General features: G+C 41.2%; 16 protein-coding genes and 1 pseudogene. 4 read left to right on the top strand and 13 right to left on the bottom strand.

Translation table 11 applies throughout. The features are described 5' to 3' along the window. Positions 1–95: 95 nt before the first annotated feature. Both KSMBR1_RS13430 and KSMBR1_RS13425 read left to right on the top strand, forming a co-directional pair. Positions 96–506: a hypothetical protein gene (locus tag KSMBR1_RS13430; protein ID WP_099323529.1), complete on the top strand. Its 411-nt coding sequence runs from the start codon at positions 96–98 to the stop codon at positions 504–506. Between the two features lie 271 nt (positions 507–777). After that, positions 778–1920, top strand: a pseudogene (locus KSMBR1_RS13425) (IS1634 family transposase); the annotation flags it as partial. Between the two features lie 244 nt (positions 1921–2164). Here KSMBR1_RS13425 and KSMBR1_RS13420 read toward each other — a convergent pair. The 5 genes from KSMBR1_RS13420 to KSMBR1_RS13400 all read right to left on the bottom strand — a co-directional run bounded on the left by KSMBR1_RS13420 (position 2165) and on the right by KSMBR1_RS13400 (position 10168). Continuing rightward, the gene (locus tag KSMBR1_RS13420) at positions 2165–2434 is read right to left on the bottom strand and encodes a hypothetical protein (protein WP_099325790.1); all 270 of its coding nucleotides are present in this window, start codon (positions 2432–2434) and stop codon (positions 2165–2167) included. A 227-nt stretch (positions 2435–2661) separates the two neighbouring features. Further along, a complete protein-coding gene (gene trpA / locus KSMBR1_RS13415) occupies positions 2662–3495 on the bottom strand; it encodes a tryptophan synthase subunit alpha (RefSeq protein ID WP_157820605.1) in 834 nt (277 codons plus the stop codon). Positions 3496–3613: 118 nt separating this feature from the next. Then, a complete protein-coding gene (gene trpB, locus KSMBR1_RS13410; RefSeq protein ID WP_099327065.1) occupies positions 3614–4786 on the bottom strand; it encodes a tryptophan synthase subunit beta in 1173 nt (390 codons plus the stop codon). Between the two features lie 374 nt (positions 4787–5160). Further along, a complete protein-coding gene (locus tag KSMBR1_RS13405) occupies positions 5161–6771 on the bottom strand; it encodes a hydroxylamine oxidase (RefSeq protein WP_099325788.1) in 1611 nt (536 codons plus the stop codon). A 943-nt stretch (positions 6772–7714) separates the two neighbouring features. Beyond that, complete coding sequence (locus KSMBR1_RS13400) at positions 7715–10168, bottom strand: tetratricopeptide repeat protein (RefSeq protein WP_099325787.1); 2454 nt, start codon at positions 10166–10168, stop codon at positions 7715–7717. A 464-nt stretch (positions 10169–10632) separates the two neighbouring features. Here KSMBR1_RS13400 and KSMBR1_RS13395 point away from each other — a divergent pair, with 464 nt between their 5' ends. Continuing rightward, positions 10633–11133: a PIN domain-containing protein gene (locus tag KSMBR1_RS13395; protein ID WP_099325786.1), complete on the top strand. Its 501-nt coding sequence runs from the start codon at positions 10633–10635 to the stop codon at positions 11131–11133. A gap of 1 nt (position 11134) precedes the next feature. Further along, positions 11135–11434 carry a UPF0175 family protein gene (locus KSMBR1_RS13390; protein ID WP_099325785.1) on the top strand — a complete coding sequence of 100 codons (300 nt, stop codon included), beginning with the start codon at positions 11135–11137 and terminating at the stop codon, positions 11432–11434. Between the two features lie 41 nt (positions 11435–11475). On the opposite strand, the gene KSMBR1_RS13385 is transcribed toward KSMBR1_RS13390, so the two are convergent. The 8 genes from KSMBR1_RS13385 to KSMBR1_RS13350 all read right to left on the bottom strand — a co-directional run bounded on the left by KSMBR1_RS13385 (position 11476) and on the right by KSMBR1_RS13350 (position 18601). Then, complete coding sequence (locus tag KSMBR1_RS13385) at positions 11476–12246, bottom strand: thiamine pyrophosphate-dependent enzyme (protein ID WP_099325784.1); 771 nt, start codon at positions 12244–12246, stop codon at positions 11476–11478. A 22-nt stretch (positions 12247–12268) separates the two neighbouring features. Then, positions 12269–13294, bottom strand: coding sequence for a 2-oxoglutarate synthase subunit alpha (locus KSMBR1_RS13380; RefSeq protein WP_099325783.1), 1026 nt, complete (start codon positions 13292–13294; stop codon positions 12269–12271). Continuing rightward, on the bottom strand, positions 13287–13499 hold the full coding sequence (locus tag KSMBR1_RS13375) for a 4Fe-4S dicluster domain-containing protein (RefSeq protein ID WP_099325782.1): 213 nt from the start codon (positions 13497–13499) through the stop codon (positions 13287–13289). Before KSMBR1_RS13375 ends, KSMBR1_RS13380 begins: the two co-directional genes overlap by 8 nt. Positions 13500–13778: 279 nt before the next feature. After that, complete coding sequence (locus tag KSMBR1_RS13370; protein WP_099325781.1) at positions 13779–14615, bottom strand: deoxyribonuclease IV; 837 nt, start codon at positions 14613–14615, stop codon at positions 13779–13781. Between the two features lie 92 nt (positions 14616–14707). Then, positions 14708–15325 carry a class I SAM-dependent methyltransferase gene (locus KSMBR1_RS13365; RefSeq protein ID WP_099325780.1) on the bottom strand — a complete coding sequence of 206 codons (618 nt, stop codon included), beginning with the start codon at positions 15323–15325 and terminating at the stop codon, positions 14708–14710. A 104-nt stretch (positions 15326–15429) separates the two neighbouring features. After that, positions 15430–16851, bottom strand: a complete 1422-nt coding sequence (locus KSMBR1_RS13360) for an IS66-like element ISCku5 family transposase (RefSeq protein ID WP_099325779.1) — start codon at positions 16849–16851, stop codon at positions 15430–15432. A gap of 272 nt (positions 16852–17123) precedes the next feature. After that, positions 17124–17444 (bottom strand): DsrE family protein, encoded by a 321-nt coding sequence (locus KSMBR1_RS13355; RefSeq protein WP_099325778.1) that lies wholly within the window; start codon positions 17442–17444, stop codon positions 17124–17126. Next, complete coding sequence (locus KSMBR1_RS13350) at positions 17441–18601, bottom strand: cysteine desulfurase family protein (protein WP_099325777.1); 1161 nt, start codon at positions 18599–18601, stop codon at positions 17441–17443. Before KSMBR1_RS13350 ends, KSMBR1_RS13355 begins: the two co-directional genes overlap by 4 nt. Positions 18602–18622: the final 21 nt, after the last annotated feature.

Here is an 18622-nt window from a genome sequence, read left to right as displayed (position 1 = left end):
ATTTCCTGTGTTCGGGTAGTATATCCGATGGCAGAGGAGACACTCCGGTAGGTTTCTGTATCATCTTTGACATAAGCCTGACTGAAGGAGAGACAGTGATCCTTTACGTACCGCTTGTAAGGGAGCGCATACTCAGGATAGGAAGTAAACGTCTTCTTGCACAAGGAACATTTCCAACGTCCCAGGAAAGATTCTATCGTATGAACAAGGGAGTCGATAATAACGTGAAACAACCGATATCTGCATTCATGAAGGGTGAAATTGACATGGGTACTCTTGCACTTTGGACAAAAGCATGGCTTCTGTTTTGTCGCAATAAGCTTTTCATGCTTGTGGATTTTTTCTATAATATTCACGCACTGCCTCCTTTGTATAGAGGGGAAATGGGCAGGAGGATGAAGTTTCCCAACGTTCGGTCCTCCTGCCCTGAGTTTTTTATGTTCCGGAAAAATCTTACAAAACTTGTCCTCGTGAAAACGGGGAACTGGGAAGTAAACCGCCGTTAGGAAGTTTGGAAGTGGTTTTAACCCCTTCCAAACTATTTAATGAGGCTTTACTCCGCCTTACGGACGTAACTTCTTTCTAACGGGGTAAACGATGTATTTTTCTTAACGTGAACAAAAAATCAAGTGAAATACTTACGCAGGATAAAAAAAATGCGGGGTAGCTGGGTAAGATTTTTCAAATCATTTGCTGGGTATTAGACTCAAATATTCTGAGACTAATTGGGCATTTTTGGAGCATTTATTCTAAGACGTAGCATTAAGACGAGGAGGCAATAAGCCGAAGTTGTTTTTGTATGACGTGACGAGCAGTTATTTAGAGGGGAAGTCGAATCATTTTGGTGAGTACGGGTATAATCGTGACGGCAAAAAGAGGAAAAAACAGATAGTGATCGGTATGCTTTGTGATGAATCCGGGGAGCCGGTATCAACAGAAGTATTTAGGGGCAACACCCAGGATCCGAAGACCTTTGAATCTCAGGTAAAGAAGGTATTAGAGCGGTTTGGATGCAAAGATGTAACGATTGTAGGAGATCGTGGGATGATCAAGACGGTGCAAATCGAAAGTTTACCGGAAGGGTTTCATTACATAACGGCGATAACCAAGCCGCAGATAGAGTCGTTGATAAATAAAGGGATACTGCAATTAGGATTGTTCGAAGAAAAGCTCTGCGAGATAAAGGATGATGAGGTTAGATATATTCTGAGGCGCAATCCGGTAAGGGCGGAAGAGATGTCAAAGACCCGTGTATCAAAATTACAGAGTATAGAGAAATACATCGTGAAGAAGAACAGTTATCTGAAGGAACATCCTAAGTCGTCAGTATCGAAGGCCCTGGAAACAACAAGGGAAAGGCTAACGAGATTGAAACTTGATGGGTGGGTGCAGATAAAAGAAGAGGATAGGACGCTAAAGATAGAGAGAGATGAGGAAGCATTAAAGGAGGCATCATACCTTGATGGTTGTTACGCAATCAAGACTGATCTTGAGGAGAACGAGGCGGATACCAATCTGGTACATGAACGATACAAGGATTTAACGGAAGTGGAGAAGGCGTTTCGGGACTGTAAGACGGTGAATTTGGAGGTTCGTCCGGTGTATGTAAGAAAGGAGGATAGTACACGGGGACATGTGTTTGTGGTAATGCTTGCGTACATGATAATTCGAAGGCTGCGCAGAGCGTGGAAGAATTTTGACTTGACGGTAGAGGAAGGTCTCGCACAATTGACGACCATTTGTTCGATGGAAGTAACAATCAAAGGCCAAAAAGCTAGTTGCCAGAAGATCCCGCGTCCGCGGCAACAATCACATGAATTATTAGAGGCATTACAGATAAAGTTGCCAGAAGTATTGCCAAGCCGGAACATACGGGTAGTCACTAGAAAAAAGCTTGCTGTTCGGCGTAAAAGTCAATAAATATAAGGCTTTTACGGCACTTTTGTTTTTTGACTTGGGGTGAACATCCGCTTTAAGAGAGGGTCACAGTTTAATTCCCATCTGAAGCTGTATTGTGGAAAACCAGACATACTGATTTTTAGTGGCAGAACTTAAAAACGTAGCAATTATAAGTGTCTGCACAGACACTTATAACCGACATTGCGGTTGATTTTGATAAATCATAAATTGCCCATATTAACTAACGCCGGCCTCCTGCTTGCCATTAGAATATTTCTTCTATTTTTTTTGAAATTACCGCAAGGTTTCTCTCTTTAGTCAAATATTCCACTTCGTTAGGGTGCACCTTCAAATCGGCAAGTATTTTCTTAATTCTCTTCCAGCCGGAATCCTTCTTTTTTTCGTCCGTTATCAGGTACATATCAGAAACCAGCTCTCCAAGGTTTTGTATTAGTCGCAGGTCTTTATTTTCATAAAATCCCTTAATAACCTTCTTTTGATATTGAGTGTACCCTTTTTCTTTGTTCTGATCCAAAATATATCCTGTTTTTTCTTTCTTGTAACTATTCAGCGTGATTTTGCGACTACCATATATGGCATAAAATGACTAAAAACATAAAATTTAGCCACAGGTTGTACTACCACATATAGTCTGAAAATACAAAACAAGCATTCTCTACCACATATAATGTTTTTTGCTCAAACACGCTGAATAGTTACGTTTTTTCTTTTTTTTAAATGATATTAAAAATAAAACTTCAACTAACCAATGCTTACCAAAGGTGTTTTCGGCAAATTCTTTGTCCCAATAACTAACTCCTCAACAAAATTACCAACATTTTCTATCCGCTTCTCATGAAGTTCGTGTTCATATTTTTCAATTTCTCTTACAATAGCGCTGCCAACAATTACGCCTTCTGCGATCTTTCCGACCATACTTGCTTGTTTGGCTGTGGATACCCCAAAACCTACTACAATAGGAATACTAGTAAGCTGTTTAAGTTTATTAATATTTTGTACAATATCATCGGGCAACATATCCCTTGCTCCGGTAATCCCCACCACCGAAATATAATACAAAAACCCCTGCGTTCTTTGAGTAATAAGGTTCATTCGTTGATTCGTTGTTGTTGGGGCCACAAAACAAACAATTTTTAAATCATTTTTGGATGAGATTTCAAATATTTCTTCATTTTCTTCAATGGGAAGGTCTGGGATAGTCAATCCGTCAAACCCTGCCTTTAAAGCCATTTCAACAAAAGCTTTACTTCCAAATTTGTACACAATACTATAAGAAATCATTCCGACTACAGGTATTTGAGTTTTACTGCGAAGCCTCGAAATCATATCGAATATTTGCGCAACCTTTACCCCTTTTCCCAATGCCCTGTGATATGATGCCTGAATAACAGGCCCATCTGCAATAGGGTCGGAAAATGGTACACCAAGCTCAATAATATCTGCCCCTTTTTTCTCAAAAGCAAGAATCAAGTCCTCTGTTGTTTCGATGTCAGGGTCTCCGGCCGTAATAAACGGAATAAAAGCAGGCTCCTTTTTTCTTTTTAATTCTTCAAATTTTTTATCAATCCTGTTCATTGGAATCATCTCAACAAAACTATAACGATTTCTCTACTCTAAAAATCAAATAGAGACTGTGCTTTACTTCGAATTAAATACCTTATTTACTTACGATTATTTTATATGTGGTATTCCACTAGATGACGTAGCCTAGTTTTTTTGCCACTTCAAAGGAATCCTTATCTCCAGTACCGGATAAACAAACAATAATCAATTTGTCCTTACTCAAAACAGGAGCAAGTTTCATTGTATACGCAATAGCATGTGCGGCCTCAAGGGCTGGAATAATCCCTTCTAATCGGGCACATTCCTGAAAGGCGCTTACCGCTTCTTCGTCAGTTATCGAAACATAATCAGCCCTTCCAATGTCTTTCAAATAGCTGTGCTCGGGACCAACGCCGGGATAGTCCAAACCGGCAGAAATTGAATGCACCGGCAATGTTTGCCCATCATCGTCCTGAAGAACATAGCTTACACTTCCATGCAACACACCTACTTTCCCGCTTGTCAGAGTCGATGCATGCTGGCCTACTCCAGGGCCAGTGCCTCCCGCTTCTACGCCAATCATTTTTACCTCTTTGTCGTCAATGAATGGATGAAACAATCCTATTGAATTACTACCGCCACCAACACAGGCAATAAGATAATCCGGCAGCCGGTTTTCCTTTTCCAATATCTGCTTTTTTGCTTCTCGTCCTATTACTAACTGGAAATCTCTTACCATTGTTGGGTAAGGATGAGGACCAACAACAGAACCAATAATGTAATGAGTGTGTTTTACCGACCCCATCCAGTCCCTCAAAGCCTCATTTGTAGCATCTTTTAATGTTTTCGAACCACTGACGACGGGAATAACCTTTGCTCCGAGCAGCTTCATTCTAAAAACATTCAACGACTGACGTCTCATGTCTTCTTCGCCCATATATACATCACATTGAACACCAAACATTGCAGCAGCAGTAGCCGTGGCGACGCCATGCTGTCCAGCGCCAGTTTCAGCAATAATGCGCTTTTTTCCCATCCTCAAAGCAAGCAATATTTGCCCAATCGTATTATTAATTTTATGTGCTCCGGTATGATTTAAATCCTCCCTTTTGAGATATATTTTAGCGCCGCCAAGTTTTTTTGTCAGCCTTTCCGCATAATAAAGGGTTGAAGGACGCCCCACATACTCTCTCAAATAGTATTCCAGTTCTGTATTGAATGTCGGATCGTTTTTCGCATCATTATATGCTTGTTCCAATTGGTCGAGAGAGGGCATAATCGTTTCCGGCACAAACTTTCCGCCAAAGCGGCCAAAATGCCCCATTTTAGCAGAAAAACCATCTGCCACCGATAATTTTTCATACGCAGGAGTTCTTATTTTTGAAGTAGTGATGCTCATAATTTAAACCTCCTTCTTTCATTTTAAAACAAGTAATTTTCTCTTAATACTTAATTGCCTGGAGATACAAGGTTTCAAACAGGCAAAAAAGGATTGAAACTACGGATTACACAGATTATGTATTTATCTCTGCACAATCTGTAGTTTATCTTGAATTTCCCTAAAAACCTAACTCATTTATAAAGATACAACGCACATAAAAGTACCGAATAAATACAATGAGGGTAGCAAATTGACCTCTGCTACCCTCATTGCTCGACAACATATATATCCTGAAAATTAAATCAGGTACATGAAACTTAGTGATGTATTTCTACACCAGCATCTGCATTAGCACGGTGAGGAATATCAGTTCTCTTGAACCATTCAACATCCACGTCGCCAGGTTTTCTCTTCCAGCCTGGGAGTAAATCAAGATATTCACCATGTTTCCAGAAATCAGCAGATTTGTGTTCTAAACCGATCTTTTTCTCAATAGCTGCAAACCTTCTCAACTTAGCTGCTTCGGTTTTGATTTCAACCAATTTTCTGTCCTGCTCAAAGGCGCTTCCATTTCCGTACGTTTGATTGTACATAGACATATGTGCATATGCCTTATAAACGTTACCGGTCAGGTAACAAATCATTTCCAGCCCTAAACGCTCTAAGTTAGAAGTCGCGTAGAACCTTGGATCTCCGCCTGGTAACAAGCTGAAAGTATAATGACCGTACCAATCAGGAGCTGATCCTTCAGGCATTGGGTCAACTACACCATCAAGATAACAACCCACGATAACCGCAGCTGCCTCTCTCCACTTTGTAAAACTCAAATTAACACCTGCGTCCATTTCTTTGAGTTTATCCGCTGCGAACCTTGGCGAATGACAGTCCTGGCATAACTTAATCCAAGAGTCTCTTTTCGCTTTATGTTTTGGTGCCCCGCGGTCTACCTGGAACATGCCCATATCGCTATAGATCGTTCCAAACCTCTGCGGATTGTGATCGCCGTTTTGCATATGGCAATAAGCACAGGTCGGCACCCTGTAGTTACCCTTCTTCAACTTCTTGCCCCAGTCCATCCTGGCTGATTCTGCTTCATACAATGCTCCATGGATAGAGGTATTGTACATAGCCCATTCATCATGGTCTATACCCATATGACAAACCCTGCAAGCGGTCGGTTTTCTTGCCTCAGCCGGGTCAAATTTGTGCCTTGTGTGGCAACCGGAACATCTGTTTTCCGCAATAGCATGACAATGCGCACAGCCAGTAACCTCTTCAGCAGGTTTCCCTACGTGCCATGAAAATTCCAACACGTTAACTGTGTATGCATGAGTATGAGACCCCAAACCGCCAGCCCTGTGTTCCGCTGTTTCTTTTGGATGACAGTCGTTACAGAGCTTATAGGTTGGCATTTCAAGCTTCTGGTGGTTATTACCATGACAATCAGCACAACCAACCAAATCTTCAACCGGTTTTCCATCCTTCTTTATGCCAATCCCTCTCCTTATGTCCTTGCTGCCATGCGAACTTTGCTTCCAATCGTTCACAATCGTCGGAGTTTGTACTGTATGGCACAATACGCATTCTTCGTTCTTGAATACCCCTTCTGTCTGGCTTCCATTTGTCCAATAATGCTCCGGATCGTACCAACGAATCGACGGTAACATCTTCAAAAAAGACTTGTATGGCCCACGTCCATCAACATATTCAGGTTCAGTATATTTAGCGGTCAACCCAAATATATACAAGGTGCCATCATTATCCGGGCCAACTGGCTGGCCGAATACCTGTGATGCTACGTCCTGAAAAGTTGGTCCTTCAGCCATTGCAACACCATTTTCCATAGCGCAAGCTAGCAAGGTTACGCCTGCAAAGGCAAACGTCGCACCTACAATCCTGGACAATGGTTTCTTAAAAATTTCAAACATTACATCTTCTCCTTTCTTTACTTTAAACACTTTTAAAACTACGGTTATTACCTAAGTGACACAAGCGAGAATCACAGGTAAAAGCAGGAACATTAAATAATCTTTAGCCTAACCACCCCCTTCCCAGGTTCTTTATTAAACAAATTTTTAAAAGATTTTCATGCAAAATTTCAAGGCATAAAAATTTTCAACATTATACAGCGGTAGAATATCTTGTCAAGGACATTTTCATTGCAGCCAGTGCAATGTTAACGCCGCATTAAAACCTCTTATACTGCGGTAAAAAACGATATTTTACAACCGTTTTAGTTTTTTTAAGAATTTCCGAAATTACTAAGCATTATACATCAATAACGGCAATAACGGCAATTCAAAACTCCCGAAGTGTTTTTTCGCCAAAAAGTACCTAAATGTAATGTATAGACTGTGCCGAATGCAAAATTGCACTGATAGGGCTTTTGTAAAATTTTCCCTGGCCATAAAATCACAGGGCAGGATAATCAATTTTTGGGGTAAATAACACGCGCACCAGCCCATTTTCCCAAACAAAAATGTGGCGCTGTGCGATATTGTAGAGAAAATCTGTGCGCTTGAAAAGGATATTTCGAAAAAAATGCTCCGTCTTTGTCCAAATGGCAAGCGCCCACCTATCTCGCCTCAACTCTCAGAGCTTCTGAAGTATTTTTTTTAGTCAAAAAGTACCTAAGCCTATTAATTCCAGTGGGATAGGCAAGGATTAAAAAGCTTCACCATTGCTGAGTGGGAAATGGCATGACACCTGTTTTTAAACCCTGTAATGGAACATGGAGACTGGACAGGCTATACGCACGTCCTGCCATGTACAAATTTGCGTCTTGTATTTAATCTGGTATCAAATCAAATTCCACCAGATCAAGAGTTATGAAATTTTAAATTGATATGACATGAACTACTTATTCGCCTATCATGGCTTTTGCGCCATGCCATCGCTACCGCCGCTTAATGTAACGATAGCCGCTTCTATTTCGCCTGCCATTGGCTGATTTGGATTTAACCGCAGTGTTTCTTTTAAATGAAATAATGCTTTCCGGGTGTTGTTGAAATAATTCGCATACACAACGCCGAGCGCCTTGTGCACCGAGGAATTTTCAGGATTAATTTCTATTGCTCGTGCAAATGCGTCAACTGCCTCTCCATATCTTCCTTTTTCCATAAGGGCATTGCCAAGGTAATGGTGAAAATCCGCGTCATCCGCATTGATTTTAATAGCCTCTTCAAACTCAGAAATAGCCTTATCAACATTTTTTTTGGATAGATAGGCAATGCCAAGATTGCAATGCGCATAGCAATCTGTTTGGTCATATTCCAGGACGATGTCAAGTTCCCGGATGGCATTATCCGTCATTCCCATTGTCATGTACACACATGCCAGATTATTATGCACATCCGCGCCGTCAAATCCAAGGGCTACCGCTGTGTTTAATGCCTCTGCCGCTTTTTCCCCGTCGCCTTTATTTGCATAGGCAATTCCCAAATTGTTATATGCGCTTGCCATTTTCGGGTCGAGCCGGATCGCCGTATCAAACTCTCTCATTGCTTTATCAAATTGTTTCATGTTTGTGTATAACATCCCTAAACTATTGTGAATATTTGCATCGGCAGGGTCTAATTGAAGCGCTGTTTTGTATGCCTCTTCCGCGCCATCAAAATCTCCCATTTCTTTAAGAACATTTCCCAGTGAATTGTGCGTTGAAGATTTATCGGGTGCGATTTTTAATGCTTTCAGAAAGGCGTCAACAGACTCACGGTAATTTTTTGTTTCAAGATAGATAAGCCCTAAATTACTGTGATAGCGGAAATCGAACGGATTGCACCGGATCGCTTTTTCATACATTTTCACTGCCGCAGGATACTGTTTCTTTTTTTTATAAATATTTCCTATATTATTGTATGCATCTGCATGGTAGGGATTTGATTGTATTGCCTTTTCATATGCTGCGATAGCATCGCCAATCAGTTCCTTTCGTTCGTATAAATTCCCCAGATTATAATACGCCCCGGCATCATTCGGTTTTATTTCCAGGGTCTTTTTATACTCATACTCCGCCTTTTCATACATCCCTTTTGAATTATATACCACCCCAAGGTTGTGGTGTGCGCGTGCACTGTCAGGTTCTCTTGCCAGGGCATCATGCCACAGAGCAAATTCATCATGCCATACGACATTCCGGGAAATACTTATAAAGGCAAAAACGATTAAAATCACGCCAAAGCATATCTTCGCAAAAATATTCTCTGAAACACCCTTCCAGAACAGTACACCCACAGCGCCCGAAAATCCCATGAGGGGAATATACATGTAACGCTCTGACATGATATTGCTTAACGGGATTATATTTGACACCGGCGAAAGGGTGACAAAAAACCACACTGCAAAAAAACAGAATAATTTGTTTCCTTTCCCTATACGCAATAAAACAATAATCAGTACAATTATCAAAACGACAGAGATTGAAAACGATACCACATCTGCCAATACCGGCAGAATCACATAATCAGCATTAAGGTCAAAAGGTAGGAACAAAAGCTTTATATACGAGGCAAGTACCTTAAACATCACAAAGATGCTTTGCCCGGACTCGCTCAGATTAATAGACACATCCTTAAATACCCAAAACTGAATAATTAAATAGCAGCACGTGACTAAAAAATATCCAATATAGACGCCTTTCATTTTTTTAACACACTCTTTAAAAGGATTATTTTTTGATGGAAAAAAGAATGTATATATCACGAGCATTACCGGCAGAGTTACTGCCATCTCTTTTGAAAATAACGACAGTGCATAGAAAGTCAAAGAACCGGAATAACACAGATAAAATGCGCCTTTCTTCTTCAAGCCATCGTCGATTTTTAAGAACAGGATAAACGTCATTAGATAAAAGAAGGCGGCAAGGATATCTTCGCGATAGCTGATAGAATTAACTGTTTCTGTTATTACGGGATGGGTGGCAAACAATAATGCTGAAATAAACGCCAATGAATGTATCCGCGTTATCTTTTTAATAAAAAAGTAGAATACTGTTACATTTGCAATATGAAAGAGGAGATTAGTGAAGTGATACCCCGATGGGTTTTCTCCCCAAAGAGAATAGTCAAGAAAATAGGTAAACGTAACCATAGGACGATAGCTTATCTCTCCGGAAAGCATGAAATACTGAAAGGAAAACAACGTCCGGAAATTATCCCAATTCTTAATCAAATGGTTATTAACAATCGTAACAGAATCATCATAAACAAAATTATTCCGCAACGTGTTAACAAAGATAATACATGACCATATAACCATAAATGCAACAGGGATTACCTGCCATTTCCAGCTTCCCGGCATTTTGGTTGAAACTGCAGTTGCATTCATAATAAATCAGATTTTAACGTTTTACATAACCTGCAGCAGGGAAAAAGGGGGCGTACGTTCATAAACCCAAACACCCGCTGCGGACTACAAATTTTAAGAAAACGCACTACCCGTAAGGGTCGGGTTGATGCAATTGTTATGTTGTTTTTGGGGGGGGATGAAAACTCTATTTTAACGCTAGCGTGTTATCTGGTTTATACCCTCTTTTCAATGAGAGTTCAAAATATTTATTAAAAATTTTGGTTTCACTATAAGAAATATTGTAGCAATCCGGCTTTTAAAAAAAGCCGTGTCGTTGAGAGAGGGTGCAATTTCATTTCTTGTAATACTTATTGTTTATTTATGTCAACCGGCATGGCGCACAAGATGTTACACGGCATGGATTGTCAGGCAAATAAATTGAATACCAAAATCAATTATCTCTAATATTGACATTTGTATTACATTTGTCATACAATTAGTGAATGATAGTATTTGATTCATCCACATTAATACTTCTCGCTAAAATAGACATGCTCGACATGGTTGTCTCTAATTTTAGAGGTAAAGTCTTGATTCCAGAAACAGTTATGACGGAAGTATGCGAAGATCGCAGAATTGAAGTACCTGCTATAGAAAAACTAATCAATGATCATAAAATCGAAGTTTTTAAGGTGAAAGGCATTGCACAGACAAAAAATATTATGGAAGACTTTAGCATCGATAGAGGGGAAGCAGAGGCAATTATTTTATCGATCGAGAAAGGGATATCCATGGTGGCGACCGATGATAGAAATGCGATAAGGGCATGCAAAATGCTCAAGTTAGATTTTGTTACTGCAATAACTATTTTGATAAGAGCATTTGAAAAAACGCTTATCGATAGCGAAACAGCGCTTCTTAAATTACAGAAATTACAATTAATAGGACGATATAGTAAAGAAATAATTCGCGATGCTACAAAACTATTAAGAGGAGGTACATAAAATGGCAACAAAGACCTTGAGTATCCGCATAGGTGATACTGATTACAAATTTCTTTCCTCACTGGCAAAAGAGGAAAATGAAGATGTCTCAAAAAAAATAAGAGAGCTGGTAGACCTCGGGCGGGTTATGCTTGCCATAGAAAAATATAAAAAATCAGAGGCATCTCTCGAAAAAGCTGCGCATATTGCAGGTGTCTCAATAGCAAAGATGATGGATATATTAAAAGAGTACAAAATCGAGGCAAACCTGGAGTACGAAGACTATTTGAAAAGCCTAAAGACGCTGAGAAAAGTGTGGTAATAAATTCCACTTTTGATGAAGTATTTTTTGTTGACAACTAATTATGTATCAGGCCGATTGCGGTGTTGTAATATACCAATCTCATTTGACGCCAGTTCTTCAGCATTATCATTAATTTTGTAAAATTCCTTATAGTGGTTCAACATTGCATTGGAGTTTTTGTACCCTAACCGGCGTCCGTAATTGACGAGACACATGGTTCTTGCTTCGACAAAAGAAAAGCCGTTAAATTGCAAGGCCGCCACGATGCATTTTCTCATGTGGCTGAGGTGATATGCCGTGGTGCGTGCAAAGAAACTTTTGTTGCCTTTAAACAGATATTGTATATCCATGGGATTATCAGGATTTCCTCCCGGCGTGGTTAACGTCTCGCAACCCCTTGGGGTGATGGGAGAAACCTGGCCGCCGGTCATGCCATAGATTTCATTTGCATAACAAATAACAGTAATGTTTGTGTTTCTCCGGATGGCATGCAAAAGATGGTTGCCGCCAATACCCATCAGGTCGCCGTCCCCGCTCACGACTACCACATTAAGCTTTTCGTTCGCATATTTAATACCTTCTGCTACGGGAATTGCCCTGCCATGGGTGGTATGTACTGAATCAAGATTAAAAAATCCCGCACTTCTCCCTGCGCAGCCAATCCCCGAAACGACTACCGTGCCTTGCAAAGGGTAGTTGAGTTCATAAAAGGCCTGGCATATGGTTTTCAGCACAATACCATTTCCGCAACCCCCGCACCATGGCGTTGGCAGCAGTTCGAGTTTCAGATAACGTTTGAACTGGACGTCTTTTATAGCATTGTTTTCCATGATAAAACGACACCCTTGTTTTTTAGCATTTTTTAATCACTTCAGAGAGTACACTCTTTATTTCTTCCAGGCTTATGCGCCCGCCGAGGATAGGGATCAAAGTTACTTCGCGGTGTAATAAACGTTCAATTTCACGGGCATATTGGCCTGTATTCATTTCCATAACGATAATTTTTTTATATTGGGATGCGATGCGCTTAAGGTCGTCAAAAACCGGAAACATCAATATTGGCCGGAATAATGAAAAATCATTTTTGAAATAATACGCCACCCTTGATAAAGCTCCATAAGAGATAAGTAATGTGTCGGTTTTCTTCGGGCATTCAATGTATTCGTAATAGTTATATTGCCCCGCAATGCGTAATTGTTTTTCATGCAGACGTGCAATAAGTTTTCGGTAATTGTCAACATCCGAGGTTTTTGGTTGAGAATCATAGTGTGATAAACCGGTGAAATGACGATTCCCGCAGCCAAACGGAAGCCGTTCCCGATTTTTGATCACAAAATTAACAGGGGGGGCAATTGTCTCAGAGAGGTGGCTTATGTAGCCGTCACTAAGCAGTATAACAGGGCTTAACGATTCTTCGGCGGCATTAAATGCCGTTATCGTATGAGTATAAAGCTCCGTCACGGAATTGGGATAAAATACTATAGGAAAATAATCGCCGTGGCTGCCATATATACATTGCATAACATCTCCCTGCGCGGGCAAGGTAGGCATGCCGGTGCTGGGCCCTACTCTTTGTACATTAACAATCACCAGAGGCACTTCCATCATGTGTGCGAGACCGATGTTTTCCTGCATTAAAGAGAATCCAGGGCCGGACGTGGCTGTCATTGATTTAAGGCCGGCGAGTGACGCACCGATAACGGCGCTTAATGAGGAAATTTCATCTTCCATCTGCAGTACTTTTACTTTTTTCCTGCTCACCAGGTTGTGGATTATTTCCGATGCCGGAGTAATGGGGTAGCCGGCAAAAAATGTCAGGCCTGCAACCTCAGATCCCAACACAATTGCCTGGTTTCCCTGCAATAATTGTTTAGACATTTATTTCCTCTATTTCAATGGCTATGTCCGGGCAATAACGCTGGCAGGTTCTGCAGACAATACATTTATTCAATTCCATTAATATTTTGTTTTTAATTTCCAGATTCTTCACCGGGCAAAGATTTACGCAGATACCGCAGCGTTTGCAATATTTATGATTTATGTGAACTATTCCCTTTCGTTTTTTTTCGTTGTTTTTTTCCACTGGATAACGTTACTTCTTCATAATATTAATAGGAAAGTTTTTTATACGATGTATTCACTACTTGTTGGGGAAGATTGCATGGCACTACTAAGGATTTGTGAAAAGCCAGATTTACATTTGCCTGTAGCTATTAAAGATATCTAGTCTAACAATAATATATTATGAATTCTAGCGATATTTACGTGTGGTTTTCGTTGCGAATTAATGTCTTGAGGAGGATAAGTGATGAAGCAAAAATATTCTCTCTTACCAGTGTACATCCCCTTTGATTTTTTGGGATCAACGATTTTCAACCAATCCTTTTAAAATATTTAAATTTTTCACATCCATGCCGCCCTCTTTTGGTGTTTCCAGTATTTTCGGTATGTGTTTCATTGTATTCATAATCTGTCTGAAGGGTTCCAGTCCTATAGCGCCTTGCCCGATATGTTCGTGCCGGTCAATTTTACTACCCAAAGCCCCTTTCGAATCATTTAAATGAATGGCATAAAGGGAGTTGAGGCCTACCGTGGCATCCAATTCCTCCATCGTTGTTTCAAATCCGATCTTCGTCCTTATATCATAGCCCGCTGCGAAAGCATGGCATGTATCAAAACAGACGCCTATTCTTCCAGAACCGATTCCCTCAATTAATTGCTGTAACTGCTTGAAATGATAACCAATGCTTGACCCCTGGCCGGCAGTGTTTTCCATCAGGATTTTTACGGGAGAGTTGTTTGTTTTTTTGAGTACTGATTTTATCATTTTGATTACGTTTTTCATGCCGGTTTGTTTGCCGGTATTTTTTGTGAAACCGGGATGTATAATAATAGACGCAATGCCAAGGTCATCACATCGTTGAATCTCTCCCAGGAGGGAATTGTGGGTAAGTGCGTGAATTCTGCTATCGCTGGTGGCAAGATTGATAAGATAGGATGCGTGTGAAAAAATTGTTTTTATGTTTGATTGCCGCAATGTTTCTCTGAAAATTGTTTTTTCCGCCGGACCGACGATTTTTTCTTTCCATTGGCGTTGGTTTTTCGTAAAGATTTGAAAGGTGTCTATTCCCAAAGACGCGGCTTCATTGAAGGCGTTATGCAAACTGCCTTTTATTGAACAATGTACTCCCAGGAGCATAGGTTAAATGTAAATAGTTATTGGCCTTAAATAATAGATATCGCTGATAATACAGCACAGGAATGCACCTCTCTGCTTCCTATACCATTTAATTATTTTCTCATAAACCGGAAAAAACCAAATTTCTGCTCTTTGCTGGCTGGAGTAACATGAATTTCCTGTTTTTCCTCCATCAGAAGGAATTCGCTTCCTAATTCATTTTGTAATTTTTCCGCGTCGTATTGTTCAATATCAAGACCGCTGCACCTTGTTGGGCCGTCAATTGCAAAAGCGGCGATAATCAAATGCCCTCCCCTTTTCAAAGAATTTTGTAATACCTCAACATATTTCTTTCTGTCCGATGGATCGGTCAGGAAATGAAACACCGCCCTGTCATGCCAAAGGTCAAACGGATAGGGCGCGACATATTCTGTTACATCGGCCTCAATCCAGCATACATTTTCAGCCCGCCTGCCCAGTCTCTCCCGAGCATATTGAATAGCTCTTGATGAAATATCCAGAACGGTTAAATCCCGATATCCCTTCTCCAGCAATTCATCCACAAGGACAGACACACCGCCACCCACATCAATAATTTTTGCAGCATTGTCTGGTTTTGCCAAGGTGATAAACTCCAGTGACACAGCAGGGTTAACCTGGTACCAACTGACCTCTGACGGTTTCTTTTGTTCATAAACATTTTCCCAATGTTTCTTTCGGCTACTGTCCATCGCTTTGCATCCCTCTATATAATGTATTGTTCATAATCATAATTCTTTTGAGAATGTTTTAGCAGAAATTTGGTATCTATTCAGCGTATTTTCATCCACTGTCGCTACGAGCTGGCAAAATCAGGCAATTCACCACGGAATAGCATCTGTAATGCCCGGCTCAAATTTACCCCTTGTTTTCGACAGGTCGAGAGATAACTCCGAATGCGGCAGAAAATTTTCGCTCCCTCCAAAGAACGAAAACAGCCCGATATCTTCTGCTGAACCTTCGTCATCCTGATATCGTTTTCTGCCAAATTGTTCGTAAAGGGGACATTTTTATTGTCCATAAACCTCAGCACATCACCCTCATACTTCCTCAATCGTTCCAGAAGATTCCGGGCCTTTGTCCTTCTTACCCTACCCCTTTTTCCCTTACGGTTCGTTTCATCAGGAGGAGAGCTTTCGGCTTCTGCGTTTTGTAGTATCGTCCTATACCTTTGCCGGTATTTTTCAGACTCATCGGTTCCCAGTATTCCCCCCGCATCGCTTGTCGCACGGTTTATCTCTTTAAGTAATGCTTTCATCTCTTTCGCCCACTCCTGCTTATTATCATCTTCCCACACCCCCTCCAATTCCCTCAAGTGGTGCGCATTACACAACGCATGCATACAGTTGCTATAGGTGTAATACGACTTCAAATGGTCATGGCAAAGAATCCCCCTAAATTCAGGTAATATACCAATACTATTTATCGCTTCTGTTCCACGCCTTTCATGTGGGAAAAAGTACGTCCACAAACTATTGGATGCACTGTGCAACCAATACCTGTCTCCATTCTTGTTGATGCCCGTTTCATCCACATGCATCACCTCTGATTTTGTAAGTTCTTCCCTGGCTCTCACATCGAAGGGTTCCAATGACTCGTAGGCTTCCCTGTTAAAGTTGTAAATAGAACCTTCACTCAGCGGTATACCAATCTGCCCTTCAAAATACTCCTGTATCCTCTTGTAGGGTATCAATTGATACTGCGACATATAGACTGCATGCGCTTTCAAATCCGGACCATACTGCACCGCCTTTGTTACCCCTTCCGGAAATGACGCTACAATCCGATTCCCTTTCGCATCCTCAACTACCTCTGCACGATACTCCGTTACTACACGCGAAATCTTTATATCAAACACCTGGCGTGCTTCGTAACCTACCACCTTGTATTTGCTGCGCGGATACTTCCTCCGGTCTACTTTTATTACTTCCACCTCATCAGGATTGTCTACCTTTTTGAGCGTTACTCCATCACGGCCCTTTTGCCCGCCTGCCTTCCTTTCACCCTTCGCCTTGCTTTCTCTCTTGCGATTCGGATCACTTGAGGGCGGCTTGCTGCTGTTGCGGCTGTTCCGGTTCAGACGTCCTGCCAGCAGTGTTATCAATAATACCAACAACTCTATCATTGACCTCACCGCCGGTGACAGCCCTTTCTCTTCAGAAAGTAGCTTCTCTACTTTCCGGAGTGTTGCGTCTACGTCTATATTCTCTATCGTCAATGGATGATACCTGTATAATTAGCCTGAAATTATCTACTGCATCTATTATACCACAGATTTTTTCACCCTTTTCTTTCGCTCTATAACACACCACAAAGGCTCGAATTTCTATCACTGAACAGACCTCACGCCTCTCTTTGTAAAGACTTCCTATGGACTGCAGTGACCGCATCTGCAACCCTATATATCGCTAACCATACTTGCTGCCTGCTTTTCTCATTATCTGTCAAGTAAATTCTAAATTATTTTCGCTGAATAGATACGAAATTTGTCTAGAATGTTACGATTTTATCGCTCTCTTTTACAATTTCGTACATGTCTTTCATTGTAGAAACAGGACACATTTCAGAACCTTCCTGGTTTCTTAATCTGATGCAAGTGCCACAGGCATAAACCCTTCCCCCGCTTTGCACAAATTTTTCCGCCTGCTCAATCGTATTGAACTTCTCAGTGCTTATCCTTTGATAATCAACTCCTTTGCCTGTAAAAAATATCTTGACCGCGTCTTCCCGGGACAGGCAGAAGTTTGCAAAACGTAAGGCATTCCAGCAAGTTTCGGCATCATTACTTGAAATAATAACTCCAATCTTCATACATCTTCCCCCCTCATCTTTTTAATACCTATTTCACTCATAACTCTTTTTATTTCATCAACAACGTAATTTACCTCATCTTCCGTATTGAATCTCCCCAGACTAAACCTCACTGCGCCCATTGCCAATTCTGCCGGAATATTCATGGCGGTTAGTACAGTGGAAGGCCGTCTCACCTGATCATGGCAAGCAGATCCTGTTGAGAGAGCGACGTCTTCCAGCTTGGATACCAATGCTGAGCTGTCAATGCCCTCAAAACTCACATTCAGGGTATTAGGAAGTCTTTGCGTGGGATGGCCGTTTAACTTCACTGCTGCAATTCCCTTCAGTTTTTCATGCAGCAAATCTCTCAAATACCGGATATTTTTAATGTACTCATCCATTCTCACGGCAGACATCAGACTTGCTTTTCCCAGCCCTCCTACCCCTGCAACATTTTCTGTCCCTGCCCGCAGGCCCATTTCGTGGCTGGCGCCATGAATCAATGGTTCCACGTCCACACCTTCACGGATGTATAACGCCCCGACTCCTTTGGGTGCATGAAATTTATGGCCTGCAATGGTCAACAAATCGACGCCTAGCTCGTTCACGTCCACTGGTATTTTTCCAACGGACTGTGCCGTGTCAGAATGAAAATAAATTCCTCTTTTTCTGCATATCTTGCTAATTTCCGCTATCGGCTGAATAGTTCCGGTTTCATTGTTTGCATGCATCACCGAAACTAAAACTGTCTCATCAATTATCGCTTCTTCAATATCATCGGCATTGACGCAGCCATACTCATCCACGCCAACATACGTTACCTTGAATCCCTTTGTTTCAAGATATTTGCAGGGATTGATTATTGCAGGATGCTCAACAACCGAAGTAACAATATGATTCCCCTTTCCTTTAAGGGCAAAAGCGACACCTTTTAATGCATGGTTATTAGACTCGCTCCCGCCGCTCGTAAAGATAATCTCATGAGGACTCGCCCCGATTAATTCAGCTACTTGTCTTCTTGCCGTATCAACAGCCTCCCTTCCCTTCTTACCAAACCAATGGCCACTGGAAGGATTGCCATAATATTGCCTGATAAACGGCTCCATCTCAACGATCACGTTTGGGTCAATTGGAGTGCTTGCATTATTATCAAAGTAAACTTTCACTTCACCCATCCAATAACTACCTCCTAAAAA

The sequence above is a fragment of the Candidatus Kuenenia stuttgartiensis genome (assembly GCF_900232105.1).
GTDB classification, from domain to species: domain Bacteria; phylum Planctomycetota; class Brocadiia; order Brocadiales; family Brocadiaceae; genus Kuenenia; species Kuenenia stuttgartiensis_A.
This window is presented reverse-complemented; position numbering and strand designations above follow the sequence as displayed.